This is a genomic window from Nocardioides sp. SYSU D00065 (genome assembly GCF_017916425.1).
GTDB lineage: Bacteria > Actinomycetota > Actinomycetes > Propionibacteriales > Nocardioidaceae > Nocardioides.
In genome coordinates, this window is sequence record NZ_JAFMSX010000001.1 from 138,226 (window position 1) to 160,763 (window position 22,538).

General features: G+C 71.4%; 23 protein-coding genes and 1 pseudogene. 9 read left to right on the plus strand and 15 right to left on the minus strand.

Features of this window, described 5'->3' with window-relative positions; all coding sequences use genetic code 11:
• Window positions 1–4: 4 nt before the first annotated feature.
• The gene (locus tag J3P41_RS00725) at window positions 5–676 is read right to left on the minus strand and encodes a hypothetical protein (RefSeq protein WP_210443306.1); all 672 of its coding nucleotides are present in this window, start codon (window positions 674–676) and stop codon (window positions 5–7) included.
• Window positions 677–717: 41 nt separating this feature from the next.
• On the opposite strand from J3P41_RS00725, the gene J3P41_RS00730 reads away from it, so the two are divergent.
• Window positions 718–1,359 carry a sulfotransferase family 2 domain-containing protein gene (locus J3P41_RS00730; protein WP_210443307.1) on the plus strand — a complete coding sequence of 214 codons (642 nt, stop codon included), beginning with the start codon at window positions 718–720 and terminating at the stop codon, window positions 1,357–1,359.
• 280 nt (window positions 1,360–1,639) lie between these two features.
• The gene (locus tag J3P41_RS00735; RefSeq protein WP_210443308.1) at window positions 1,640–3,058 is read left to right on the plus strand and encodes an HNH endonuclease signature motif containing protein; all 1,419 of its coding nucleotides are present in this window, start codon (window positions 1,640–1,642) and stop codon (window positions 3,056–3,058) included.
• 575 nt (window positions 3,059–3,633) lie between these two features.
• Here J3P41_RS00735 and J3P41_RS00740 read toward each other — a convergent pair.
• On the minus strand, window positions 3,634–3,963 hold the full coding sequence (locus tag J3P41_RS00740; protein ID WP_210443309.1) for a hypothetical protein: 330 nt from the start codon (window positions 3,961–3,963) through the stop codon (window positions 3,634–3,636).
• A 288-nt stretch (window positions 3,964–4,251) separates the two neighbouring features.
• Here J3P41_RS00740 and J3P41_RS00745 point away from each other — a divergent pair, with 288 nt between their 5' ends.
• Both J3P41_RS00745 and J3P41_RS00750 read left to right on the plus strand, forming a co-directional pair.
• Window positions 4,252–4,635, plus strand: a complete 384-nt coding sequence (locus tag J3P41_RS00745; RefSeq protein ID WP_210443310.1) for a hypothetical protein — start codon at window positions 4,252–4,254, stop codon at window positions 4,633–4,635.
• Window positions 4,636–4,847: 212 nt separating this feature from the next.
• Window positions 4,848–5,186, plus strand: a complete 339-nt coding sequence (locus tag J3P41_RS00750; RefSeq protein ID WP_210443311.1) for a VOC family protein — start codon at window positions 4,848–4,850, stop codon at window positions 5,184–5,186.
• Window positions 5,187–5,191: 5 nt separating this feature from the next.
• On the opposite strand, the pseudogene J3P41_RS00755 reads toward J3P41_RS00750, so the two are convergent.
• Both J3P41_RS00755 and J3P41_RS00760 read right to left on the minus strand, forming a co-directional pair.
• Window positions 5,192–5,919 (minus strand): annotated as a pseudogene (locus tag J3P41_RS00755) (phosphotransferase).
• Window positions 5,920–6,147: 228 nt separating this feature from the next.
• Window positions 6,148–6,486 carry a VOC family protein gene (locus tag J3P41_RS00760; RefSeq protein WP_210443313.1) on the minus strand — a complete coding sequence of 113 codons (339 nt, stop codon included), beginning with the start codon at window positions 6,484–6,486 and terminating at the stop codon, window positions 6,148–6,150.
• Between the two features lie 88 nt (window positions 6,487–6,574).
• Here J3P41_RS00760 and J3P41_RS00765 point away from each other — a divergent pair, with 88 nt between their 5' ends.
• On the plus strand, window positions 6,575–7,243 hold the full coding sequence (locus tag J3P41_RS00765; RefSeq protein WP_307861766.1) for a class I SAM-dependent methyltransferase: 669 nt from the start codon (window positions 6,575–6,577) through the stop codon (window positions 7,241–7,243).
• On the opposite strand, the gene J3P41_RS00770 is transcribed toward J3P41_RS00765, so the two are convergent.
• The 6 genes from J3P41_RS00770 to J3P41_RS00795 all read right to left on the minus strand — a co-directional run bounded on the left by J3P41_RS00770 (window position 7,202) and on the right by J3P41_RS00795 (window position 12,462).
• Window positions 7,202–8,308, minus strand: a complete 1,107-nt coding sequence (locus J3P41_RS00770; protein WP_210443315.1) for a prenyltransferase — start codon at window positions 8,306–8,308, stop codon at window positions 7,202–7,204. The two genes, J3P41_RS00765 and J3P41_RS00770, sit on opposite strands and share 42 nt — an antisense overlap.
• On the minus strand, window positions 8,305–9,072 hold the full coding sequence (locus J3P41_RS00775; RefSeq protein WP_210443316.1) for a class I SAM-dependent methyltransferase: 768 nt from the start codon (window positions 9,070–9,072) through the stop codon (window positions 8,305–8,307). Before J3P41_RS00775 ends, J3P41_RS00770 begins: the two co-directional genes overlap by 4 nt.
• Complete coding sequence (locus tag J3P41_RS00780) at window positions 9,059–10,336, minus strand: glycosyltransferase family 4 protein (protein ID WP_210443317.1); 1,278 nt, start codon at window positions 10,334–10,336, stop codon at window positions 9,059–9,061. Before J3P41_RS00780 ends, J3P41_RS00775 begins: the two co-directional genes overlap by 14 nt.
• A gap of 69 nt (window positions 10,337–10,405) precedes the next feature.
• Entirely contained in the window at window positions 10,406–11,377 is a 972-nt protein-coding gene (locus J3P41_RS00785) for an NAD(P)/FAD-dependent oxidoreductase (protein WP_210443318.1), read from the minus strand.
• 63 nt (window positions 11,378–11,440) lie between these two features.
• Entirely contained in the window at window positions 11,441–11,971 is a 531-nt protein-coding gene (locus J3P41_RS00790; RefSeq protein ID WP_210443319.1) for a hypothetical protein, read from the minus strand.
• The gene (locus J3P41_RS00795) at window positions 11,968–12,462 is read right to left on the minus strand and encodes a hypothetical protein (RefSeq protein WP_210443320.1); all 495 of its coding nucleotides are present in this window, start codon (window positions 12,460–12,462) and stop codon (window positions 11,968–11,970) included. Before J3P41_RS00795 ends, J3P41_RS00790 begins: the two co-directional genes overlap by 4 nt.
• Before the next feature lie 62 nt (window positions 12,463–12,524).
• Between J3P41_RS00795 and J3P41_RS00800 the strand changes: the two genes are divergently transcribed.
• A complete protein-coding gene (locus tag J3P41_RS00800; protein WP_210443321.1) occupies window positions 12,525–13,181 on the plus strand; it encodes a potassium channel family protein in 657 nt (218 codons plus the stop codon).
• Window positions 13,182–13,197: 16 nt separating this feature from the next.
• Here the strand turns inward: J3P41_RS00800 and J3P41_RS00805 are convergent, their stop codons facing one another.
• Complete coding sequence (locus J3P41_RS00805; protein WP_210443322.1) at window positions 13,198–13,761, minus strand: hemerythrin domain-containing protein; 564 nt, start codon at window positions 13,759–13,761, stop codon at window positions 13,198–13,200.
• Window positions 13,762–13,824: 63 nt separating this feature from the next.
• Window positions 13,825–15,954, minus strand: a complete 2,130-nt coding sequence (gene uvrB / locus J3P41_RS00810; protein ID WP_210443323.1) for an excinuclease ABC subunit UvrB — start codon at window positions 15,952–15,954, stop codon at window positions 13,825–13,827.
• Between the two features lie 68 nt (window positions 15,955–16,022).
• Between uvrB and J3P41_RS00815 the strand changes: the two genes are divergently transcribed.
• A complete protein-coding gene (locus J3P41_RS00815) occupies window positions 16,023–17,267 on the plus strand; it encodes a phospholipase D-like domain-containing protein (protein WP_307861767.1) in 1,245 nt (414 codons plus the stop codon).
• On the opposite strand, the gene J3P41_RS00820 is transcribed toward J3P41_RS00815, so the two are convergent.
• The 3 genes from J3P41_RS00820 to J3P41_RS00830 all read right to left on the minus strand — a co-directional run bounded on the left by J3P41_RS00820 (window position 17,227) and on the right by J3P41_RS00830 (window position 20,778).
• Window positions 17,227–18,069, minus strand: coding sequence for a hypothetical protein (locus tag J3P41_RS00820; RefSeq protein WP_210443324.1), 843 nt, complete (start codon window positions 18,067–18,069; stop codon window positions 17,227–17,229). The genes J3P41_RS00815 and J3P41_RS00820 overlap by 41 nt on opposite strands.
• On the minus strand, window positions 18,066–19,748 hold the full coding sequence (locus J3P41_RS19095; protein ID WP_210443325.1) for an FAD-dependent oxidoreductase: 1,683 nt from the start codon (window positions 19,746–19,748) through the stop codon (window positions 18,066–18,068). The genes J3P41_RS00820 and J3P41_RS19095 overlap by 4 nt, the downstream gene beginning before the upstream one ends.
• A gap of 79 nt (window positions 19,749–19,827) precedes the next feature.
• Window positions 19,828–20,778, minus strand: a complete 951-nt coding sequence (locus J3P41_RS00830) for a DNA-3-methyladenine glycosylase (protein WP_210443326.1) — start codon at window positions 20,776–20,778, stop codon at window positions 19,828–19,830.
• Between the two features lie 40 nt (window positions 20,779–20,818).
• On the opposite strand from J3P41_RS00830, the gene kynA reads away from it, so the two are divergent.
• Window positions 20,819–21,670, plus strand: coding sequence for a tryptophan 2,3-dioxygenase (gene kynA, locus J3P41_RS00835; protein WP_210443327.1), 852 nt, complete (start codon window positions 20,819–20,821; stop codon window positions 21,668–21,670).
• A 110-nt stretch (window positions 21,671–21,780) separates the two neighbouring features.
• Window positions 21,781–22,512, plus strand: a complete 732-nt coding sequence (locus tag J3P41_RS00840) for a hypothetical protein (protein WP_210443328.1) — start codon at window positions 21,781–21,783, stop codon at window positions 22,510–22,512.
• Window positions 22,513–22,538: the final 26 nt, after the last annotated feature.

Here is a 22,538-nt window from a genome sequence, read left to right on the forward strand (position 1 = left end):
TCGCCTACCCGGCCACCTCGCGCAGCCGGGTGCCGCGCGCACCCGACCACTGCCCCGTGTCGGCCAGGCGCCGCCACACGTCGTACTCCGGCGCGAAGTGGGCCGTCAGGGCCTCGCGCGTGCCAGTGCCGAGCTCGCCGCGCTGCGCCCCCGAGGCGTTGCGCCGCTCGAACTCCAGCGGGACGCCGAGCCGCTCGCTGAACCAGGCCGACCACACGTCGGGCCGGTCGACGCTCAGGATCCGGTCGACCGCCACCGCGCCCTGCGCCTCGATGAACCGCGCCGGACGGCCCCGCGGGACCGGGGCATCGTCGTCGCCTGCGAGGTAGTGCAGCGCGAACTGCTCGAAGGTCATGTCGGCCGTCGACCGGCGGCTGTCGTCGCGGGCCCGGTAGCGCCACCACGACTCCAGCCAGGCGATCGGCTCGCGGAACATGGTGACCAGCTCGTACGACTCGCGCGGGTGTCCCTGGGCGGCGAGCTCGTGCGCCTTGGTGTGCACGAACCCCCGCGCGGGCAGGTGCTTGCGGGCGGGCGGTGAGGTGATCGACTCGGTGGCGTGCGGCGCGAGGGCGCGCTCCAGGGTCGTGCTGGCCGTCTTGGGGAGCGCCAGCAACACGAAGTCGCGACCGGGCCCGCGCCCGAGGAACGTCATCACGCCGCGATCATCCCTCATCGGCACGGCCTTGCACCGGTGCGTGGGCTAGCCTCGCGCCCGTGCTCATCTCCGACGACAGGCGCGCGCTGTTCGTGCACGTGCCGAAGACCGGCGGGGTCTCGGTCGGCGTAGCGTTCGCGCGCTGCTGCCCCGACGCGCGGAGCAAGGCGCCGGGCGTCACGCCCCCGCTGGGCCGGCACGCGCCGTACGAGCGCATCCTGCGCGCCGAGCCGCACGTCGCCGACTACTGGTCGTTCGCCTTCGTCCGCAACCCGTGGGCGCGGATGGTGTCGTGGTGGTCGATGATCCACGACTGGAACCAGGCCCACGGCCCGGCGAGCGGCAAGCCGCAGGAGACGGCCACCCGGATGCGGGGCAACGACATGTGGCGAGCCGCGGCGGCGTACTCCGGCTTCGACGAGTTCGTGCTGCGCGGCACTGAGGAGCTGCCCCGAGTCGGTCGGCCCCAGGTGGAGTACCTCGTGGCGCCCGGCCGCGAGGTCGACTTCGTCGGTCGCACCGAGACCTTCGCCGAGGACCTGATGGCGGTCGAGCGACGCCTCGGCGGCGAGCCGTCGCGGATCCCGCACCGCAACAAGTCGCCGCACGGCAGCTATCGCGACTACTACTCCGACGCCACGCGCAAGAAGGTCGCCGAGGTGTACGCGGCCGATCTCGAGGCGTTCGGCTACACGTTCTGAGGGCACCTGTGGCTGCCGGGAGCGTTGGTTGAGCAGCGTGGGCGTTGCCGGGAAGTTGCAGGGATCATTGTGGCGTGGCGGGTGAGTCGCGTGCTTCATCGAACCCGACGGGAGCGTGCGCGCGGCCCGGCGGGGATCGTGGCACGCCAGCCGATTCACGCTGATGGCATCAGCCCAGGTCAGGAGCAGCTCGAGTCGTCCGCGGGGGCAGCGGATCGCGTGATTCACAGGGCACTGTCGGGCATAGCCGCTGTCGGTGGTCCCGCGTAGAATCGAACACATGATCGAGACGCTGGCAGCGCCACAGGACGTGAGGGTCGATGACCTCTCCGCCTCTGCGCTGCTCGCTCTCGCTCGTGATCGCAAGGCCGCCGAGGACCGAGCCGCCGCCGACCTGTTGGAGGTGGCGGCGCGGTGGGCCGACCTGCACCCGCCGGAGTCCATCCATTCCGCGGTGGCGTTCACCGTGCCCGGGTGTGAGCACGAGGAGCCCATCGCTGGCGAGGGCTGCCCGTTGGTGGCGGAGTTCTGCGTCGCCGAACTCGGCGCGGTTCTGGGCATCTCAACGATGGCGGCGAAGCGGCTCATCGGGCACGCACTCGAGCTGCGCCACCGCCTCCCCCGGCTGTGGGCCCAGGTCCAGTCCGGCCGCGTGCCGGCGTGGCGGGCCCGGTCGGTCGCCGAGGCCACCATCCACGCCACACCCGCGCTCACCCGCGAGGCAGCGGGCTGGGTCGACTCCCAGGTCGCCGCGGTCGCCGGGCGCATCGGTCCCGCACAGCTCGACCGGCTCGTCGCCGAGACCATCAAGCGGTTCGAGCTCGCGCTTCCCGATCCGGCCGGGGATCCGGAGGACGGCTGGCAGCACGTCGACCCGCGCCACGCGACGATCGACACCCAGGACGTGCACTACGCAGGGACCATGCGTCTCGAGGCTGAGCTCGACCTCGCCGACGCCCTCGACCTCGACCGGGCCCTCGCCCACGGCGCCGCGACCCTCGCCGCACTCGGGTCCGTCGAGCGGTTGGACGCCCGGCGGGCCAAGGCACTCGGTGACCTGGCCCGCACCCAGACCGCACTCGACCTCCACGCCCAAGGCACGACGGACACGCGGGCGCAGGACGGGCTCCCCATCGCGCGGGAGGTCGTCCTGCACGCCCACTTCGCCGCCACCGCCACGAACGACGCCGACGGGACCACTCACACCCTGTTCGGCGCCACCGGCCGGCTCGAGGAAGGCCAGCGGCTCGTCATGCTCGACCAGGTCAAGGCCTGGTGCGGCGACACCCGCACCAAAGTCACCATCAAGCCCGTCATCGACCTCACCGCCGAGCTCACCACCCCCGGCTACGACATCCCCGACCGCATCCGCGAGCAGGTCGCCCTTCGCGACCGCACCTGCGTCTTCCCGTGGTGCTCTCGGCCGGCCCGTGGCTGCGACATCGACCACGTCATCCCCTACGCCGCGGACGCCGACGCGGAAGGCCGCCCACAACCCGGGCCCACCACCACGTCCAACCTCGCCGCCCTCTGCCGCAGGCACCACCGGCTCAAGACACACTCCCCCTGGCGCTACACCGTCACCGGGCCGGGTGCGTTCGAGTGGACCAGCCCCCACGGCCACCGGTTCAGACGAGATCCGTCCGGCAGCACCGCACTCGACGACCCACCACCGGTCCCGCTGCCGCGCCGACCATGACCCCGCCCCGCACCCCGCCGACCTGAAGTCGGCGGGGCCCCTCGCACGCACGCGCCCGGACCTGCTGAGTTGCTTGCGTCGATCAGTCCTCAGGCAGCCGACCGCGTGCGCTGAGCTGGGCGAGCGCAGTCTCGGCTTCAGGTCGCATCGCTTCACATTCAGGCGTTGCTTGCACTGCTGCCAGCGGGGGTTGTCGTCCTGGGGATGCGGCTGCGGTCGTCTCCCCGGACGGACCGGAAGCGGCCGAGTGCTTCCTTCTCCTCGCGGGTGTAGACCGCGAGTCGGTCAGCACTAGATCCAGTTGGGGAGCCCAGTCCTCCCACTGCTCGATGGTCTCGTGAGGAACGTAAACGTAGGGCGGAGGCGGTTCTCGCGTACTCCTGTTGAGCGGCGAACGACGACGCAGGTTCGAGGTACTCGATCACGCGGTTGCGAACGCGTTGCTCGATGATCCGATCGCTCGGCCGACCCGAACTGCTCACCCGCGCATTTTGTCGCAGTGCACCGGGCTCGACTACGCCACCAACCCACTCAGATGCCGCGATTCGAGCGCGGATCTGCCGATGAGCGGTCGTTCAGTCGCGCACCACTCGGACCTCACCCTGGACTAGCAACATTTTTCCATCCGGCGACAGACAGTCGCTGGCAGACACCAAGTCGTTCGCGGGTACTTCGCCGCCACCGGACTCGATGGTGTCGCCCTCGGTCGCGACGACTTCGCCCTCGGGGCCGTACAAGGTGAATTCGCCGTCATGCCGGTATGCCGTGAAGCCCTTGGGCCAAACAGGCGGCGTCCCGGTGCCCTCGAACCCCAGACAGCCCTGGTCGTCAAGTCGCAACGTCCCAGTGATCTGAGCGAACATCATCTCGTCGCCCGACTGCCAGTCAGAGGTGAGCAGGTTCAACTGAGTACCTTGCTGCTTCGGTGGGGATTCAGCATTCGACGCGCAGCCTCCGCACGTCAGCACTGCAAGCAGTATGACTCGGGCCCCCGTTGTTTTCACGGGTGGAGCGTCCTCCATCGAACCCCCGGAGTCAGTGACTATCACGTAACGATTCAGCCGCAGACGGTGCCGTGACGTCCGCTCATGCCGCGATGAGTGCGTGTTTACGCCCCCTGTCGAGGACGCTCGCAACATCCGGATCTGCCGAGTTGCGTGCGCGGGCGGGCGGTTCTCTGGTGCAATGGAATCGTGACGGTGGAGCCCCGTACCAACTCGGACGGGATGATTCGTCTGAATGTGCGTAGGCCGACCATGGGCAGCGGCCGTCACGCGCCGTGGGTACAGGTCGACGGAGTCCAAGTGCCTGTGGTCGTCGGAGACAACTTGATCAAGGTGTCCGCCGGATCGCACCTGGTCCAGGTTGCGCCGCGGTGGGACCCCGTCCGCGTCCGTGCGCTCCAGGTCGACGTCCGCCCGGATGCCGTGGTCCCGGTCTTCTACGCGGACCCGGCATCGCGGTTCTTCGGCGGCAGCCTGGGCACGAAGCATCGACAGGACTGGGCGCTGCGGTTCCTTCAGGCCTGGGGCGTCCTCGTGCTCTTGAGCATGCTCATCGAGTTCATCCGCCGCTAACGCTCAAGGTCGATCGAGCGGTCGACAAACGGCTACGCATCGCTGGCGCTCGCGGTCTACGGCGGCCCGACGCAAGCGCCGGCCCCCCGGATCTGCCGCGTTGAGGGCGGCTGGGCTCGCCCGGTTCTGCCGCATCGAGTGCGCCCGTACTCCCCCGGAAAGTGCCCTCGGCGGCTTCCGTGACCGCAGAGCTCCGCCAATAGGGTCGTCCCATGACCTCCTTCGTGAAGTCCGTGACGTTCGACTGCCACGACCCGCTGCGGGTGGCTGCCTTCTGGGCGGACGCACTCGGATCCGACGTCGACGACGACAGCACGCGCGACAAGGCGTGGGTCGAGCCCGCGGGATGGGGTGGCCCCACACTGTGGTTCCAGCCGGTGCCAGAGTCGAAGACCTCCAAGAACCGCCAACACTTCGACCTGCGCGTCATCGGCCCGCTGGAGGCCGAACGCGAGCGCCTGGTCGCCCTCGGCGCGACCGTGCTCGCGGAGCACGGCGACCTGGTCGTGATGACCGACCCCGAAGGCAACGAGTTCTGCCTAGAGGCCTGACGCTCCTAGCCCAGCGACGCGATGAGCTTCCGCACCGTGTCGAGGCTGGACCGGGACATCGCGGGGTTGGTGTGGTGGTAGTACGTCCACCCGCTGATCGCGGGGGCGAGGGCGAAGCCGCGCGCGCGTCGGTACGCGGCCTCGTCGAGGCCAACCTGGTCGCGGTACAGCTGCGCCGCCGATTCGGGGACGGAGCCCCACATCACGTTGAGCTCGACGGCCGGGTCGCCCCGTCCGGCCGTACCCCAGTCGATGACGGCGGCGAGCCGGCTCTCGCGGACGACCGGGTTGCCCTCGTGCAGGTCGCCGTGGAACCAGCAGGGCTCGCCGGCGTGCGCGGGGGCGTCGAGGGCGTCGGCCCAGACGGCGAGGACTGCGTCGCGGGACACCTCGGCCGGGTCGGCGCGGTCGGTCCACTCGTGCACCCAGGCATCGAGCGACGACAGCGGACCGCCCCGGCCCTCCGTGGTGACCGGGGCTCGAAGCCGGGCACGGCGCGGCACTCGCGCACGAAGGAGGCCAGCGACACCGCCCACTCGTGCGGGTCGAACGTGGCAGCGGTCGGCGTCTCCCCACGTATCCACGGCACGACGGTCCAGCGCCAGGGGTAGCCCTCGCCGGGCTCGCCGAGCGCCACCGGTGCGGGCACGGCGACGGACAGGTGGGGCGCCAGCCGCGGCAGCCAGGCGTGCTCCCACTCGGCGGAGTCGGCTGCCCAGTGGATGCGCGGCATCCGCACGAGCAGGTCGTCGCCGAGGCGGAACAGCTGGTTGTCGGTGCCGACCGGGGTCAGCCGCACGAGCGGCAGGAGGGGCCCAGTCAGGCAGCTGCGCGGCCAGCAGTCGACGTACGGTGGCGTCGTCGATCGCGACCTCGTCGGCGTGCATCCCACTCACCGGACGACGGTAGCCCCGCCCACGGGACGAGCGCAGCGACCTTCCTTCCGCGCCTCAGCCGCCGCTCAACCCTGGCTGATGAAGCCGACCTGGTTGCCGGCCGGGTCGGCCAGCAGCGCCAGCGACGTCCCGCCACCGACCTCGGACACGGGACGTACGACGCGCCCGCCGGCCGCCTCGACCTCGGCGACCTTCGCGGCGACGTCGTCGGTCTCCCAGTACACGACCGGGCCGGTCATCCGGTCCGCCTCCCCGTTGGGGTTCAGCCCGATCTCCTGGCCGTCCAGGTTGAAGCCGACGTAGTAGGGCGTGTCGGTGTGCGGCTCGACGCCGAAGGCGGTGGTGTAGAACGCCGTCGCGGCGGCGATGTCGTCGACGGGGATGACGATCGAGTGGTTGGTCATAGGTGCTCCTCGGGTTGTGGTGGTGCTGCTACCCACTCGACGGGCCGGCGGGCCGCGGTGTGACACAGCCGCACTAGGGTCATCGGTCGTGCTGCCCGCCGACCCCGCCCTGCCGCCGGACCTGCTCGAGCACGCCCGCGCCGCCAAGGGCTTCATGCCCGAGGACGAGGGCGCCGTCCTGCACCGGTGGGCCCGCGAGCGGCTGCCGCACGGGCCGGCGCTCGAGGTCGGCACCTACTGCGGGAAGTCCGCGATCTGGCTCGGCGGCGCCGCACGCGAGGTGGGCGGCACCGTCTTCACCGTCGACCACCACCGCGGGTCGGAGGAGAACCAGGCCGGCTGGGAGCACCACGACGACACCCTTGTCGACCCCGACCTCGGGGTGATGGACACGCTGCCGGTCTTCCGCCGGACCATCGCCGAGGCGGGTCTGGAGGAGCAGGTGGTCGCAGTGGTGGGTCGCTCGGAGACGGTCTCGCGATGGTGGCGCACGCCGCTGTCGCTGCTGTTCATCGACGGCGGCCACGGCGTCGAGCCGGCCCGCGCCGACTTCCGGGGCTGGCCGCACTGGCTGATGGCGGGCGGCATCCTGCTGGTCCACGACGTGTTCCCCGATCCCGCCGACGGCGGGCGTCCGCCCTACGAGGACATCTACCTGCCCGCGCTGGCGAGCGGCGCCTTCACCGAGGTCGGCGCGGTCGGCTCGATGCGGGTGCTACGCCGTACGTCGGGCGACGCCGGCGACCGGCTCCTCTGACGCGCACCCGCACCGCAGGTCCACCTCGGGGAAGTCGGGTGCCAGCGTGGTGCCGCGCATGATGTCGGCGCCCGGGGTGATGTCCGACAGGGCGTCGGCAGCCAGGACGACCGCCGCGGCCGTGTACGTCGTCTGCTCGGCCGGCCAGTTGACCTCGTCGGGCCACACGTAGCCGGTCCAGTACGACCCCGCGTCGGTGCGCAGGTGCTGCATGTCCGCGAACAGCTGCAGCGCACGCTCCCGGTCCCCGACGGCCTCGAGGGCGAGCACCAGCTCGCACGTCTCCGCGCCGGTCACCCACGGGTTGGTCGACACGCACCGGATGCCCAGTCCGGGCTCGACGAAGGTGTCCCAGCGCTCGGCGAGCAGCGCGTGCGCGGCCGCGCCACGCACGGCGCCGCCGAGGACCGGGTAGTACCAGTCCATGGAGAACGTGGACTTGTCGAGGAACAGGTCGCGGTGCTCGCGCAGGGCGTGGCCGAGTCGGCCGCCGGCGACCTCCCACGCGGGCTGCGGCTCCCCCATCAGCCCCGCGATCGCGACGCCAGCGCGCAGCGAGTGGTAGATGCTCGACGAGCCGGCGAGCAGTGCCTCCTCGTTGACCGCCGCAGGCGCGCCGTCGCGCCACTCCTGCGACCAGGCGATCCCTCCGAACGGCAGCTGGAGCGACACCACGAGGTCGAGCGCGCGGCGCACGGTCGGCCACATCGCGCCGACGAACGCCTGGTCGCCGGTCACCAGCCAGTGGTGCCACACCGCCACGGCGACGTACGCCGACATGTTGGACTCCGCCGAGTGGTCCTCGACCTGGCCGGCGACGATCTTCATCGGCCACGAGCCGTCGTCGCGCTGTGTCGTCCGCACCCACGCGAACGCCCGCTCGGCGGCCTCGCGCCGACCGCCGACCATGAGCGCCATGGCCGCCTCCAGGTGGTTCCACACGTCGGCGTGCTCACCGGGGCTCCAGGGGATCGCGCCGGAGCCCTCCTGCATCGCCTCGATGGAGGCGGCGGTCTGCTCCACCTGGGCGCGGGTGAGCACGCCCTGCGCGGGGACCGGACTCACCGTGCGGAGGGCTCGGCGGGGGCCACCGGCTTGCGGAAGTAGAGGACCATGCTCTTGCCGATCAGCGGGTCGAGCACCTTGCCGGCGTACTGCAGCGCCTTCGGGTTCTCCATGATCTCCCAGACCAGCAGCTTGTGGTACGCCTTGGCGAGCGGGTGCTCGTCGTTGGTGACGCCGACCGCGCACTTGATCCACCAGTAGGGCGCGTGCAGTCCGTGGGCGTAGTCCTTGCCGGTGAAGACCATGGCGTCGCCCGGCGTGCCGTCGTTGGGGCGACCGGCCTTGGTGACCTTGTCGACCAGCTCCTCGGCCGTGTAGATGCGGACGTGGCCACCCTCGGCGTTGTGGTAGTCGTCGGACAGCTTCCAGTTGATCACCTCGGGCAGCCAGCGGGGCACCGAGATCGCCATCGTCCCGCCGGGGCGCAGCACGCGCACCAGCTCCTTGATCGCCTCCACGTCCGCGTGGATGTGCTCGAGCACCTCCGCGGCAACGATCCGGTCGAACTCGCCGTCGGCGAAGGGCAGCGCCAGTGCGTCGCCCTCCTTGACGTCCGCCTCGGCTCCCTCGGGCACCTCGCCGCCCTCGCGCATCGCGGTGAACCACTCGCGCACCGTGGCGAGCTCGTCGGCGTCCTGGTCGAACGCGACGACGTCCGCCCCGCGCCGGTACATCTCGAAGGCGTGCCGCCCGGCGCCGCAGCCCATGTCGAGCACACGCTCACCGGGGCGCAGCCCGAGCCGGTCGAAGTCAACGGTCAGCACGGCGGCTCTCCTCCTGCACGCGCCCGCCATGCTCACGCTGGAAGGCGGCGATCGTCTCCTCGTAGGCGGCTGCCGTGGCCTCGGCCACGGCGCGCCAGCTGAACATCTCCTCGACGCGGGCCCGACCCGCCGCGCCCATCGCCGTACGCCGCTCGGGGTCGTCGAGCAGCGCGGCGATCGCGGACTCCAGCTCGCCGACGTCGCCGGGCGTCACCAGGTCGGCGCACTGGCCGTCGGGCCCGACCACCTCCGGGATCGCACCGGCGCGCGACACGACCAGCGGCGTCGCGCAGGCCATCAGCTCGGCGGTGGGGAGCGAGAACCCCTCGTAGAGCGACGGCACGCAGGCCACCTCGGCCGAGCCCATCACCTCGACGAGCTCGGCGTCGCTGACCCCGTTGACGAAGGTGACCCGGTCGGCGATGCCGAGCTGGTCGATGAGCTGCTCGGTGCGGCCGCCCGGCTCGGGACGGGTGACGAGCACCAGCGACACGTCGCGCTCGACGCTGAGCTTGGCGAACGCCTCCAGCAGCGTCGCGATCCCCTTCATCGGCGCGTCCGCGCTCGCCATGGCCAGGATCCGTCCAGGCACCCGAGGCGCGCTGGGCGGGGCGAAGACGTCGTCGACCCCGAGGAGGATCGTCCGGATCCGCGCTGGGTCGACGCCGAAGTCGCGAGCGACGTCGCGGCGCGAGGACTCCGAGGGGGTCAGCACCGTGCGCATCTGCTTGGCGACCCGGCTCTGCATGCGCAGGAAGCCGTACCACCGGCGCAGGGTCAGGCGCTTGCGCCACGTCGGCGCCGTCTGCAGGTCGATGCGCCGGTCCATGGTGATCGGGTGGTGGATCGTGGCGATCACCGGCAGCCCGTAGGACTCCAGCTGCAGGATCCCCGTGCCGAGGACCTGGTTGTCGTGCGCGATGTCGAAGTCACCGGCACGCTCGCGCATCAGCCGCGCGATGCGCGAGCTGAACGTCTTCGGCTCGGGGAACCCGGCCGTGCACATGGTGAGGAACTCCTCGACGTCGATGCGGTCGCGGAACTCCCGCAGCCGCGGGATCCGGAACGGGTCCGGCTCGCGGTAGAGGTCGAGGCTCGGCACCTTCGTCAGCCGCACGCCCTCGTCCAGCTCGGGGTAGGGCTGGCCGGAGAACACCTCGACCTCGTGCCCGAGGCGTACGAGCTCACGGCTGAGGTGACGGACGTAGACGCCCTGACCGCCGCAGTGAGGCTTGCTCCGGTAGGACAGCAGGGCGATGCGCACGTGTGATGCCTTTCGCGTCGCGCAGGTGGAGTGCCCATTATGCCTACTGGCCGGTATCGGCCCGGCGGGTCACCCCTCGCTCGAGTGCCCGGGGAAGACGTGCGCGGAGGGGTCGAGCACCACGGCGGCGTTGTTGACGGCCGTCGCGGCCTCGCCGAAGCCGACGGCGATCAGGCGGACCTTGCCGGGGTAGTCGGTGATGTCTCCCGCGGCGAAGACACGCGGGAGGTTGGTGCGCATCGCCGAGTCCACGACGACGTGGCGCTTCTGCGTGACCAACCCCCAGCGTTGGATGGCGCCGAGGTCGGCGAGGAAGCCGAGGGCCGCCACGAGCGCCTGCGCGGGCCGCACCAGCGGCTCCTGGCCGTCGACGCTGATCTCGACCTCCTCGAGGTGCGCGTCGCCACGCAGCTCGGTCACCTGGGCGTTGGTGATGATCTCGACGCTGGAGGCGCGCACCTCCGCCACGGTGCGCTCGTGGGCGCGGAACGCGTCGCGGCGGTGCACGAGCGTGACCGAGGCCGCAAGCGGCTCGAGGTGCTGCGCCCAGTCGAACGCGCTGTCCCCTCCACCGACGACCACCACGTCCTTGCCGGCGTACGGCGCGAAGCTGGGCACGAAGAACTCCATGCCGCGACCCACCCATCCCTCGCCGGCGGGGAGCGGGCGCGGGCTGAACTTGCCGATGCCGGAAGTGATCAGCACCGCGCCGGCGGTGATGCGCGTGTCGTCGTCCAGGGTGACCACCACGTGGTCGTCGCCGTGCTCGAGCGTGGTGGCGGTGCGGTCGAGGAGGTACGTCGGGTGGGCGGACGCGGCCTGCTCGACCAGGCCCGCGACGAGGTCGCGGCCCTTGACGCTGGGGAAGCCGGCGACGTCCAGGATCGCCTTCTCGGGGTACATCGCGGTGATCTGCCCGCCGAGCTCCGGGAGGGAGTCGACGACCGCGACGCTCATGCCGCGGAACCCGGCGTAGTACGCCGCGTAGAGGCCCGTGGGGCCGGCTCCGATGATGAGCAGGTCGGTCCGCACGTCGTCCACGCCGTGATCCTCCCGTCCGGGACGGCCGCCCACAAGGCCTCCGGCGGGTGTGCGCGCCCGTGCCTAGAGGGCGTCGAGCTCGCTGACCAGCCAGTCGCCGTCGACGTTCTCGAGCGTGACCAGCACCCGGTCCAGGTCCAGCCGCGGCTCGGCCAGGTCGTCGCCGGAGCTGCGCTGGTTGGCGAACACCAGCACCCGGGCGTGCTCCTCCGTCGCCGTCACGAGGGCCGTGTCGACCACGACCGTGCGGACCACCGTGTGGTGCTCGCGGCTGCTGGTGGTGACCCCGGCCATGGTGCGGTCGTAGCGGCGCTGCATGTCGTCGGTCATCAGGGCGCGGGCGGCGGCCTTGTCGTCGGCGATGGTGTCCCACGAGTAGGCGTAGGCGCGGGCGGCGGCGTCCGCCGCGGCCTCGCGTACCTGTTCCTTGACGGCGGCGGACGCCACCGCGGCCTCCGCCGACTCGGCACTCGTGACCTCCGGCCGGGATGGCTGCCCGCCGCCCGTGACCAGCCACACGAGCACGGCAGCAGCGAGCACCACCAGCCCGGCCAGCACGGCCGTCACGCGCCGTCCGGGGTCTGTCGCCGTCACCGGACGAACTCCATCCGGCTGGTGAGCCACCGGTCGTCCTCGCGGACCAGGTCGAGGCGCAGGCGGTAGTAGCGGACCTCGCCCTCGCCATCGGTGCGGTTGTTGGTGACCGTGCTGTTCGCGGCCACCAGCACGCTGGCCGAGTCCGCGTCGAGGTCACCCACGCCGAGGGCGACGACCTCGGCGGTCGAGGTCGCCTCGGTCCGGACGGCCTCCCGGACGAGCCGCCGGCGCTGGGAGGCGTACTCCTCGGCGAACTCGCCGGTGGCGCCGGCCAGCACCGCGTCGATCAACGGGTCCATGTCCGCGTGGTCCACGGTCAGGAAGGCGAGCGCCTCGGCGCGGGCCGCCCGCGCCACCTGCTGCTGGGCGCTGGTCAGCTCCGCGTCGACGCCGTCTCGGGCCACCAGCTCGACGCCGATCGCGACCAGCAGGGCGAGGAGCGCGGCTGCGAGCCCAGCCGTCACCCACCTGCCGCGCCTCGAGCTCACGCCGAGAACCTAGCCCAGCCGATCCCCGGGCAGCGGGCGTCCCCTCCCTAGACTGCGTGACCGTGAAGCGACGTCTCGAACAGCTGGTGGCGCACCCGTCCGCGGTGCTGCTCGGCGCGCAGCTGCTGCAGGTCCTCGCGTGGCCGTTCCTCGACGGCTCCGTGATCGGGCGTGCGTTCCTCGGCGTGATCGGGATGCTGGCGGTCGGGTCGGCCGTCCTCGCGGTGCGGCGCACGCCCCGGGTCAGCCGGGTCGTGCTCTTCCTGGGTGCGCCGGCGATGGTCCTCACCCTGCTCGAGGCGGTCTTCCACACCAACGACCGGATCGTGCTGATGTCCGGGCTGCTGCACTGCCCGTTCTACTTCTACGTCTCCTACGCGATGCTGCGCTACCTGCTGCACGACGACGACGTGACGACCGACGAGTACTACGCCACCGGCGCCGCGTTCACCGTGGTGGCGTGGGGCTTCGCGTACGCCTACGCCGCCGTCCAGGTCGTCTGGCCCGACTCGTTCTCCAGCCCGTCGGGCTCGGGCCAAGAGTGGTTCGAGCTGCTGTACCTGTCGTTCTCCACCCTCACGAGCGTCGGGCTGTCCGACATCGTCGCCGTCGGCGCGCACGCCCGGGCGCTCGTGATGGTGGAGATGATGACAGGCGTGTTCTACGTCGCCATGGTCGTGGCCCGCATGGTCGGCCTGACCATGATGCGCCGGCGCTGAGGTCCGGAGCGGAGCCTCAGCCCTCGTCGCCGTCCTCGTCGTCGTCGAGCAGGCCCTCGCGCTCGGCGGCCGCGACGATCCGGCGGATGTTGTCGATGTTGCCGCAGTCGGCGTCGAGCTGGGCGTTGCGCTCGGTCAGGAACGCCTCGCCCAGACGGACCAGCACGTCCTCGGAGATCTCCTCGCGCGCCGGGTTGAGGATCGTGAGCTCCTCCTCGGTCAGGTGGTGGTTGAGCGCGGTCGCGAGCTCCTCCACCGCGTCGTCGAACGCCTGCGTGTCGGTGCCCTTGAGCTCGAGCACCTTCAGCATCGCCTCGTGGCCCTCGGCGTGCTCCTCCTCGCCGTGCTCCGCCTCGTGCTCGGTGATCGCGTCCTTGCGGCGCAGCTGGGGGTAGACGTGCTTCTCCTCCGCCTCGGCGTGCGCGACGTGCAGCGCGGCCAGGGCCTTGCGCACGCCGTCTCGGTCCGCGGTGCTGTCGCGCAGGTCGCGCATCAGCGCCTCGAAGCGCCTGTGGTCGTCGAGGATCAGGTCGATGACGTTGCCGGAGATGGGTCGACCCAGGTCGATGGGAGTGCTCATGGCCCTGACGCTAGCGAGTCCACGCCGACGCCGCGACACCACCTCGGCCCGCGCGCCCAGTCCTCACTTCGTCGCCTCCATCATCTGGCGCAGCTCCTTCTTGAGGTCGGAGATCTCGTCGCGCAGCCGCGCGGCCACCTCGAACTGCAGCTCGGCCGCGGCCACCTTCATCTGGTCGGTCAGCCCCTGGATCAGCTCGGCGAGGTCGGTGCTGGGGATGCCGGCCGTGTCCGGAGCCTCGGACCGGATCTTCGACAGTGCCGGCGTCGGGGACTTGCCGGCCTTGACCCCGCCCGCGCGGCCCTTCTGGCCGACGTCGGCCCAGGTGCGCAGCAGCTCCTCGGTGTTCTCGTCCTCCCGCGCGAGCATCTCGGTGATGTCGGCGATCTTCTTGCGCAGCGGCTGCGGGTCGATGCCGTGCTCGGTGTTGTAGGCGACCTGGATCGCGCGACGCCGGTTGGTCTCGCCGATCGCGGCCTCCATGGACGGCGTGATCTTGTCGGCGTACATGTGCACCTGGCCGGACACGTTGCGGGCCGCACGACCGATGGTCTGGATGAGCGACTTGTCCGAGCGCAGGAAGCCCTCCTTGTCGGCGTCGAGGATCGCCACCAGCGACACCTCGGGCAGGTCGAGGCCCTCGCGCAACAGGTTGATGCCGACGAGCACGTCGTACTCGCCCAGGCGCAGGTCGCGCAGCAGCTCGATCCGCTTGAGGGTGTCGACCTCGGAGTGGAGGTAGCGGGTGCGGATGCCGGCGTCGAGGAGGTAGTCGGTGAGGTCCTCGGACATCTTCTTGGTGAGCGTGGTGACCAGCACCCGCTCGCCCTTGTCGGACCGCTCGCGGATCTCGTGGATGAGGTCGTCGATCTGGCCCTTGGTCGGCTTGACGACGACCTCGGGGTCGACGAGGCCGGTCGGCCGGATGATCTGCTGGACGGTGTTGTCGACGCCGCCGACCTTGTCGAGCTCGTAGTTGCCCGGCGTGGCGGACAGGTAGATCGTCTGCCCGATCCGGTCGAGGAACTCCTCCCACTTGAGCGGGCGGTTGTCCATCGCGCTCGGCAGGCGGAAGCCGTGGTCGACGAGGTTGCGCTTGCGGGACATGTCGCCCTCGTACATCCCGCCGATCTGCGGCACGGCGACGTGCGACTCGTCGATCACGAGGACGAAGTCCTCGGGGAAGTAGTCGAGCAGGGTGTTGGGGGCGCTGCCGCGCGTGCGGCCGTCCATGTGCATCGAGTAGTTCTCGATGCCCGAGCACGACCCGACCTGGCGCATCATCTCGACGTCGTACGTCGTGCGCATCCGCAGCCGCTGCGCCTCCAGCAGCTTGCCCTGCTTCTCGAAGGCGGCCAGCTGGTCCTCGAGCTCGAGCTCGATGCCCTTGATCGCCCGCTCCATCCGCTCGGGGCCGGCGACGTAGTGGGTGGCGGGGAAGACGTGCAGCTCCTCGTCCTCGGAGATCACCTCGCCGCTGATCGGGTGCAGCGTCATCAGTCGCTCGATCTCGTCGCCGAAGAACTCCACCCGCACGGCGAGCTCCTCGTAGACCGGGAAGATCTCCAGCGTGTCGCCGCGGACGCGGAACGTGCCGCGGGTGAACGACATGTCGTTGCGGGTGTACTGGATCTCCACCAGCCGGCGCAGCACCGAGTCGCGGTCGTGCTCCTCGCCGACCTTGAGGCGCAGCATTCGGTCGACGTACTCCTGCGGGGTGCCGAGGCCGTAGATGCAGGACACCGTCGAGACCACGATCGTGTCGCGGCGCGTGAGCAGGCTGTTGGTCGCGCTGTGGCGCAGCCGCTCGACCTCCTCGTTGATCGAGGAGTCCTTCTCGATGTAGGTGTCGGTCTGGGGGACGTAGGCCTCGGGCTGGTAGTAGTCGTAGTAGGAGACGAAGTACTCCACCGCGTTGTCCGGGAACAGCTGGCGCAGCTCGTTGGCGAACTGCGCGGCCAGGGTCTTGTTGGGCTGGAGCACGAGCACGGGACGCTGGAGCTGCTCGGCCACCCACGCGACGGTGGCGGTCTTGCCGGTGCCGGTGGCGCCGAGGAGGACCACGTCCTGCTCGCCGCCCTGGATCCGGCCGACGATCTCCTTGATCGCGGTCGGCTGGTCGCCGGACGGCTCGTAGTCGGAGACGACCTTGAACGGCGCCACGCGGCGCTGCAGATCGGTGATCGGACGCATGCGACGAGCGTACGGGGGACCACCGACAGCGGGGTGGCTCCCGGCGGGGGGTGGCTACCCTGTGGCCCGTGACTGCCGCCCGCCTGCTGACCGCCGCCCGGCGGACCCTGCTGGGGCTCCTCGGTCTCCAGATCGGGTTCGCCGTCGTCCTCTCCCTCGTCGACTCCTACCGCCGGCGCGGCAAGAAGGCCAAGCCGTTCCCGGTGACCGGCCCGGAGACCGTGCCGGTCGGCGCCGGGGAGATCACGACGTACACGTTCGGACGCGACCTCTACGACGACATGCTGGCCGCGATCGACGGCGCGAAGAAGCAGATCCTCTTCGAGACCTATATCTGGAAGGGCGACGAGATCGGGTGGAAGTTCAAGGCCGCCCTGACCGCGGCCGCCGCCCGCGGCGTGGACGTGCACTGCGTCTACGACGGCTTCGCGAACCTCGTCGTCTCGCCCGCGTTCAAGCGGTTCTCGCCCTCCCTCAAGGTGCTGCGCTACCCCGTGTGGACGGCCGGCCTGCGCTTCTGGGACCTGCGCCGCTACGGCCGCAACCACCGCAAGATGCTGGTCGTCGACGAGGAGGTCGCGTTCCTCGGCGGCTACAACGTCGGCTCCGCCTACGCCACCGAGTGGCGCGACACCCACGTGCGGATCACCGGCCCGGGCGTCTGGGACCTCAAGCGGGCCTTCGCCGACTTCTGGAACCTCAACCGCCGGCACCGGCTGCGCCGCAACGACCGGCCGCTCCTGCTCGAGACCGCCTCGGACTGGGACCCGCAGATCAGGATCCACCGCAACGTGCCGCGGCAGTGGAACTTCCCGATCCGCAGCATGTACCTCGAGGCCATCAACCGCGCGAGCCGCAACGTGTGGCTCACCACGGCGTACTTCCTGCCCGACCAGGACTTCGTCGACTGCCTCGTCGACGCCGCACGGCGCGGGGTGGACGTACGCGTGCTGCTGCCGCTGAAGTCCAACCACATCGTCGCGGACTGGATCTCGCGCGGCTACTACGGCCAGCTGCTCGCGGCGGGGGTGCGCATCCTGCGGTTCAAGGACGCCATGGTGCACGCCAAGACCGCCACCATCGACGGCAGCTGGTCGACCGTGGGCACCGCGAACATCGACCGGCTCAGCCTGCAGGGCAACTACGAGATCAACCTCGAGGTCATCGACCCGGCGTTCGCCCGGGTGATGGAGGAGGTCTTCCGCACCGACGAGACGAACTGCCTCGAGCTGACGCTCGACGAGTGGGAGGCGCGCGACCTCAACCGCAAGTTCACCGAGAGCTTCCTGGCGCCGCTGCGCCCGCTGCTCTGAGGCGCAGCATCCACGCCGAGACCACCGCGATCCAGGTCAGCCCGGCGAGGTAGGCCGCCGACCGTCCGGACGACCAGTCGAGGGCATCGCCGTGGCGCAGCAGCGCGACCGACTCCAGCACCACGAACGCCGCGCCGGTGAGCGCGATCGGACGGACGTCGGCCGCGTCGTCGGCCAGGCATGCGTGGGCGGCGGCCCAGCCGAGCCCGACGAGCCACGCCCCCACGGCCCGCGCGGTCAGCGGGGTCAACTGCCACGCCCAACCCTGGGCGGCCCACTCGGGCGCGAGCAGGAGGACGCTTCCGCACCCCAGCAGCACCGCCGAGAGACCGACGAGCAGGCCGCGGAGGAGCGGCGGGAGCGGACGCCGCGCGCGGTCGCCCCGGCCGCGCGGCACGCGCGACTGCAGGACCGTCCCGGCCAGCATCGCGACCGGGACGCCCGCGTAGATGGCCAGCCACCCCCAGGCCACCGCCCGGGCGCCGACCGCATGCGCCCCTCCGAGGTGGAACCTGTCGAGGTGCACCAGCGTCACGACGAGCGTCAGCGTCGTGAAGACCAGCACCGTCCACACCGCAAGGCGCGCCCGGCCCCAGGTTTCGGACCGCGCACCCGACACCTCCAGGACGGCGCTCGACCAGTAGGCGGCACCGAGGAAGACCGCGGTCATCGGCACGTCGATGGTCCATGCGAACCAGTCGGCGGTGCGGGTGGGGAACACCGTCAGCTGGAAGCCGGCCAGGAAGACGAGCACCGCGGCCAGGAGGAGCAGCGCGCGCATCGGCCGTGCGAGGGGTGTCATGCCGGGACGGGGTGTGCCGCGAGGTAGCCGTGCAGCAGCGCGATGACCGTCGCCCCGTCGCCGACCGCCGTGGCCACCCGCTTGATCGAGCCGGCGCGGACGTCACCGACCGCGAAGACGCCGCTCATGCTCGTCTCCAACGGCAGTCGGCCCTCCTCTCCGGTGCGGACGAAGCCGGACTCGTCGCGAGCCACCGCGTCGGGCAGCCACGACGTCCGCGGGACAGAGCCGATCAGCACGAACAGACCACCGGCCGGCACCTCCTCGACCTCGGCCCCGCCGTGCGGGTCGCCGAGGGTCAGCCGGGCCAGGCAGCCGTCGTCCGCGCGGCCGTCGAGCACCGCGGTCCGGTAGCGGATGGCCACGTTGCGCGTGGCCTCGAGCTGCGCGACGAGGTACTCCGACATGCTCGCAGCGAGCGAGGGGCCGCGCACCAGCAGCGTGACCTGGCGGGCGTAGCGGGCCAGGTGGAGGGCGGCCTGCCCGGCCGAGTTGCCGCCGCCCACGACGTACACGTCCTGCCCGGTCATCGACGGTGCCTCGGCGACCGCGGCGCCGTAGAAGACGCCGCGCCCGACCAACGCGTCGAGGGCCGGCACGTCGAGGCGCCGGTAGTCGACGCCGGTCGCCACCACGACGCTGCGGCTGTGCACGACGCTGCCGTCGGACATGGCGACCGTGCGCAGCTGACCCGCGGTGCCAAGGGCCTCGACCTGCCGGAGGAACGAGTACTCGGTGCCGAAGGACCAGGCCTGCTGGAAGGACCGGAACGCCAGGTGGGCGCCGCTGACACCCCGCGAGAAGCCGGGGTAGTTGCGGATCAGCGACGACGTGCCGGCCTGACCGCCCACGGCCGACTGCTCCACCACCATCGTCGACAGGCCCTCGGACGAGGCGTAGACGGCGGCGGCCAGGCCGCTCGGTCCCGCGCCCACGACGACGACGTCGAAGACGCGGTCGGGCGAGAGCGGCACCATGAGCCCGAACGCGTCGGCGATCTCGAGGTCCGTGGGGGCCACCAGCGTCGTCGGCGGGTTGGTGAACGCCAGCTGGAGGACCGGGAGGGCGGGGTCGTCCAGCCCGAGGTCCCGCAGAAGGCGGTTGGCCCACTCGGAGCCGGCCTGGTGGAACCCCACCGGGATGTGGTTGCGGCCGAACTGGTCGCGCAGCGCGTGCGTGCGCTCGTCGCGCTGCTCGCCGATGATGCGCACCGCCTCGAAGCCGATCCCCTGGGCGAGGTGCCAGTCGTCCAGGGCGTCGGTGATTGTGCCGTGGAACTCCTCGTCGCGACGGCGTTCGGGGCGCAGCAGGACGAGCTCGGCGTGGCCGTGACCGATCGCGGTGAAGACATCGCGCGTGCTGGCGAAGTCGCCCCAGATGGCGGCGACCGCGCGCTTGGCCGAGGGGTGCAGCCCGTACGCGCGGCGCAGGAAGTCGAGCCCGTCGCGGTCGTCGGGACCGTAGCCGGCGATGACGAGCGCGACCTGGCGTCCCCAGCGGCGCAGGCCCTCGAGCACGGCGCGCGCGTGCGCGTAGTCAGCGCACACGACGACCTCGTAGTCGCCGCCGTAGCGGCGCCGTAGCTCCGAGCCCAGCACCTCACGAGAGGTCCCGTCGGTCGTGGCAAGCAGCAGGACGGGGTCGGTGTCGCCCATGACGGCCTCCCTCACAGCCTTCACGTCCTCAGCGACGCTACTCCGGGTCCTCGGGGGTGGCGACACCATTCGCCGGGGGTCTGGACCGGTCCGGTCCGCTCGCTCACCGCGTCGGCAGGTGCGTCGGCACGCTCATCCGCGGACCCCGGCGCGGCCGGGACCGTCCGCCGGCCATCGCCATCGCCGCGGCCCGACCGCGCTGCGGCCGGTAGGGCTCGAGCAGCTCGGCCATCTCGTCATCGGTGATGTCGCGCCCCACGAGCGCCCAGCCCACCCAGTTGGCCAGGTGGTAGTCGCCGAAGCTCACCGCGTCGGGGTCGCCGAGGGCGCGCTGGCGGACCTCGGCGCTCGTCCACACCCCGATGCCGCGCACCGAGCGCAGCCGGCGGTCGGCCTCCTCCCCCGGCAGGTCGGCGACGCGCTCCAGCGACGCGGCGACGCGGCAGGCGGTCACCACGGTCCGGGAGCGGGCCGGGTCGACACCGAGCCGCAGCCACTCCCACGAGGGGATCGCCGCGATCGTCTCAGGCGTCGGCTGGAGCATCAGGCGCAGCGGGGCGACCGGTCCGGGAGCCGGCTCGCCGTGGCGGCGCACCAGCTCGCGGAACGACCCGAACGCCTGCTTGCCGGTGACCTTCTGCTCGAGGATCGAGGGCACCAGCGACTCCATGACCAACCCGGTCCGGCCGATGCGCCAGTGCGCCAGCGTGCGCCAGCCGTGCGCGACCTCGGGGTGGTGGTGCGCCTCGAAGCCGGTCGGGTCGTCGTCGCCGCCGAGCAGCGCCGGCATCCGGTCGAGCGCCCACTCCGCCCCCGGTCCCCAGGCGCGCCCGACGACCTCGCCGAGCACCGGCCGGGGCTGGACGCACAGCGTGGCCGGTCCCACCGGCGTACGCATCGCGCGCCAGATGCGTCCCGAGTCCTCGTGGCGCTGGGTCGGGTCGCCGGCGCCGCGCCGCTGCGGTCGCAGCACCTGCGCGGGCGCGCACGGCCACCCCGGGCGCCAGGTGCGCGTGCGCTCGGCCTGCGAGGAGCCGACGGCGGATGGAGCCATGGGTGCGACGGTAGACGAGGCCACCGACTACCTTGCAACCATGGGCGGACCGAACACGCGTGACCTCGAGGACGGCATCCAGCGCGACTTCTCGCGCTCGATGTCCTACGGCGACTACCTGCGTCTCGACGTGCTGCTGTCCGCCCAGCAGCCGCTCTCGGACCCGCCGCAGCACGACGAGCTGCTCTTCATCGTCCAGCACCAGACCAGCGAGCTGTGGCTCAAGCTGATGATCCACGAGCTGCGCTCGGCGCGCGACCTGCTGCGCAGCGACGACCTTTCCCCTGCGCTGAAGCGGATGGCACGGATCAAGCACATCCAGCACACGCTCACCGACCAGTGGTCGGTGCTGGCGACGCTGACGCCGAGCGAGTACGCCGAGATCCGCCCCTTCCTGGCCACCAGCTCCGGCTTCCAGTCCGCGCAGTACCGCGAGGTGGAGTTCCTGCTCGGCAACAAGAGCGCCGACATGGTCAAGGTGCACGCCCACGACCAGGTCGCCCACGCCGCGCTCGCGGAGCTGTTGCACGAGCCGTCGCTCTACGACGAGTTCCTGGCCTACCTGGCCCGGCAGGGGTACGCCGTTCCGCAACGGCTGCTGGACCGCGACTGGTCGCAGCCCTACCGGACCGACCAGGAGCTCGTCGACCTCTTCGCCGGCGTCTACGCCGCACCTGCCGAGCACTGGGGCGTCTACGAGACGTGCGAGGAGCTCGTCGACATCGAGGACGCCTTCCAGCAGTGGCGCTTCCGGCACCTCCAGGTCGTCCAGCGCGTGATCGGCCACAAGGTCGGCACGGGCGGGTCGTCGGGCGTCGACTTCCTGCGGCGGGCGCTGGACCTCACGTTCTTCCCGGAGCTCTACGAGGTGCGGACGCGCATCGGCGACTGAGGAGCCGCCCCGCGCGCTGCTCACAGTTCCCCGATATGGGTGAACGACGAGACGGGGTCCTTTACCTACGGTGGTGGTCCAGACCGAATCCCTCACCCCGAGGACCAGACATGGACGACGAGCGCCGAGAGGTTCCGACGACCGTCCTGGCCGCGGTGGCCGGGTTGCTGGCCGGCGTCGGGTTGGGCGCCGTCGCGATCCTGGCGTGGGTCGACGGCAACGAGGCCGACGACCCCGCGCCCGCGGCGAACCAGTCCGCCCTCGTGGAGGTGGAGCGCGACGACAGCGAGCCGGAGCCGGCCGCGACCGGGGCCCGGGCCTCGAGGATGGACCGCTGCACCCACGCCGCCCAGGCGCTCCGGACGCCACTCGAGGCGGCCGTGCCGGCGCTGAGGCAGTGGGAGGTGCACATCGAGGCGATGAACCAGCTCGTCGTCGGCGAGATCACCCTCCAGCAGGCGACCGACTTCTGGGACCGGACCAGGGTGGGGGCCCAGCGTCGCGTCGATGCGTTCAACGCGGCATGGGCGGGGGTGCGTCGTGAGGCCGTGGAGTGCCCGGCGCCCGTCGTCGCGCCGGTCGATCCGGTGCTGCGCCCATGCGTGGAGCAGGTCGGGGCGCAGATCAGCACGCTCGAGGCGGCACGGACCTCGATCCGCATGTGGGCCCACCACGTCGAGCACATGGACATGCTGCGGCTGGGGCAGCTCTCGCCCGAGGACGCGACCGCGATGTGGCTCTCGATGTGGCGACGCGGCGACCGGGAGCTGGACGTCTACCAGGCGGCCGCACGCGAGAGCCGCGCGGAGCGCGGATGCTCGGAGGCTGCCTCGACGGGGTGACGGGCGCGGGACCGAAGTGAACGGAT

Excerpts from the sequence above, each read along its gene's own strand:
- J3P41_RS00840 (WP_210443328.1), top strand. The coding sequence starts at position 21,781 with ATGGACGACGAGCGCCGAGAGGTTCCGACGACCGTCCTGGCCGCGGTG.
- J3P41_RS00750 (WP_210443311.1), top strand. The coding sequence starts at position 4,848 with ATGACCTCCTTCGTGAAGTCCGTGACGTTCGACTGCCACGACCCGCTG.
- uvrB (WP_210443323.1), bottom strand. The coding sequence starts at position 15,954 with ATGCGTCCGATCACCGATCTGCAGCGCCGCGTGGCGCCGTTCAAGGTC.
- kynA (WP_210443327.1), top strand. The coding sequence starts at position 20,819 with ATGGGCGGACCGAACACGCGTGACCTCGAGGACGGCATCCAGCGCGAC.
- J3P41_RS00725 (WP_210443306.1), bottom strand. The coding sequence starts at position 676 with ATGAGGGATGATCGCGGCGTGATGACGTTCCTCGGGCGCGGGCCCGGT.
- J3P41_RS00805 (WP_210443322.1), bottom strand. The coding sequence starts at position 13,761 with ATGAGCACTCCCATCGACCTGGGTCGACCCATCTCCGGCAACGTCATC.
- J3P41_RS00735 (WP_210443308.1), top strand. The coding sequence starts at position 1,640 with ATGATCGAGACGCTGGCAGCGCCACAGGACGTGAGGGTCGATGACCTC.
- J3P41_RS00760 (WP_210443313.1), bottom strand. The coding sequence starts at position 6,486 with ATGACCAACCACTCGATCGTCATCCCCGTCGACGACATCGCCGCCGCG.
- J3P41_RS00820 (WP_210443324.1), bottom strand. The coding sequence starts at position 18,069 with ATGACACCCCTCGCACGGCCGATGCGCGCGCTGCTCCTCCTGGCCGCG.
- J3P41_RS00830 (WP_210443326.1), bottom strand. The coding sequence starts at position 20,778 with ATGGCTCCATCCGCCGTCGGCTCCTCGCAGGCCGAGCGCACGCGCACC.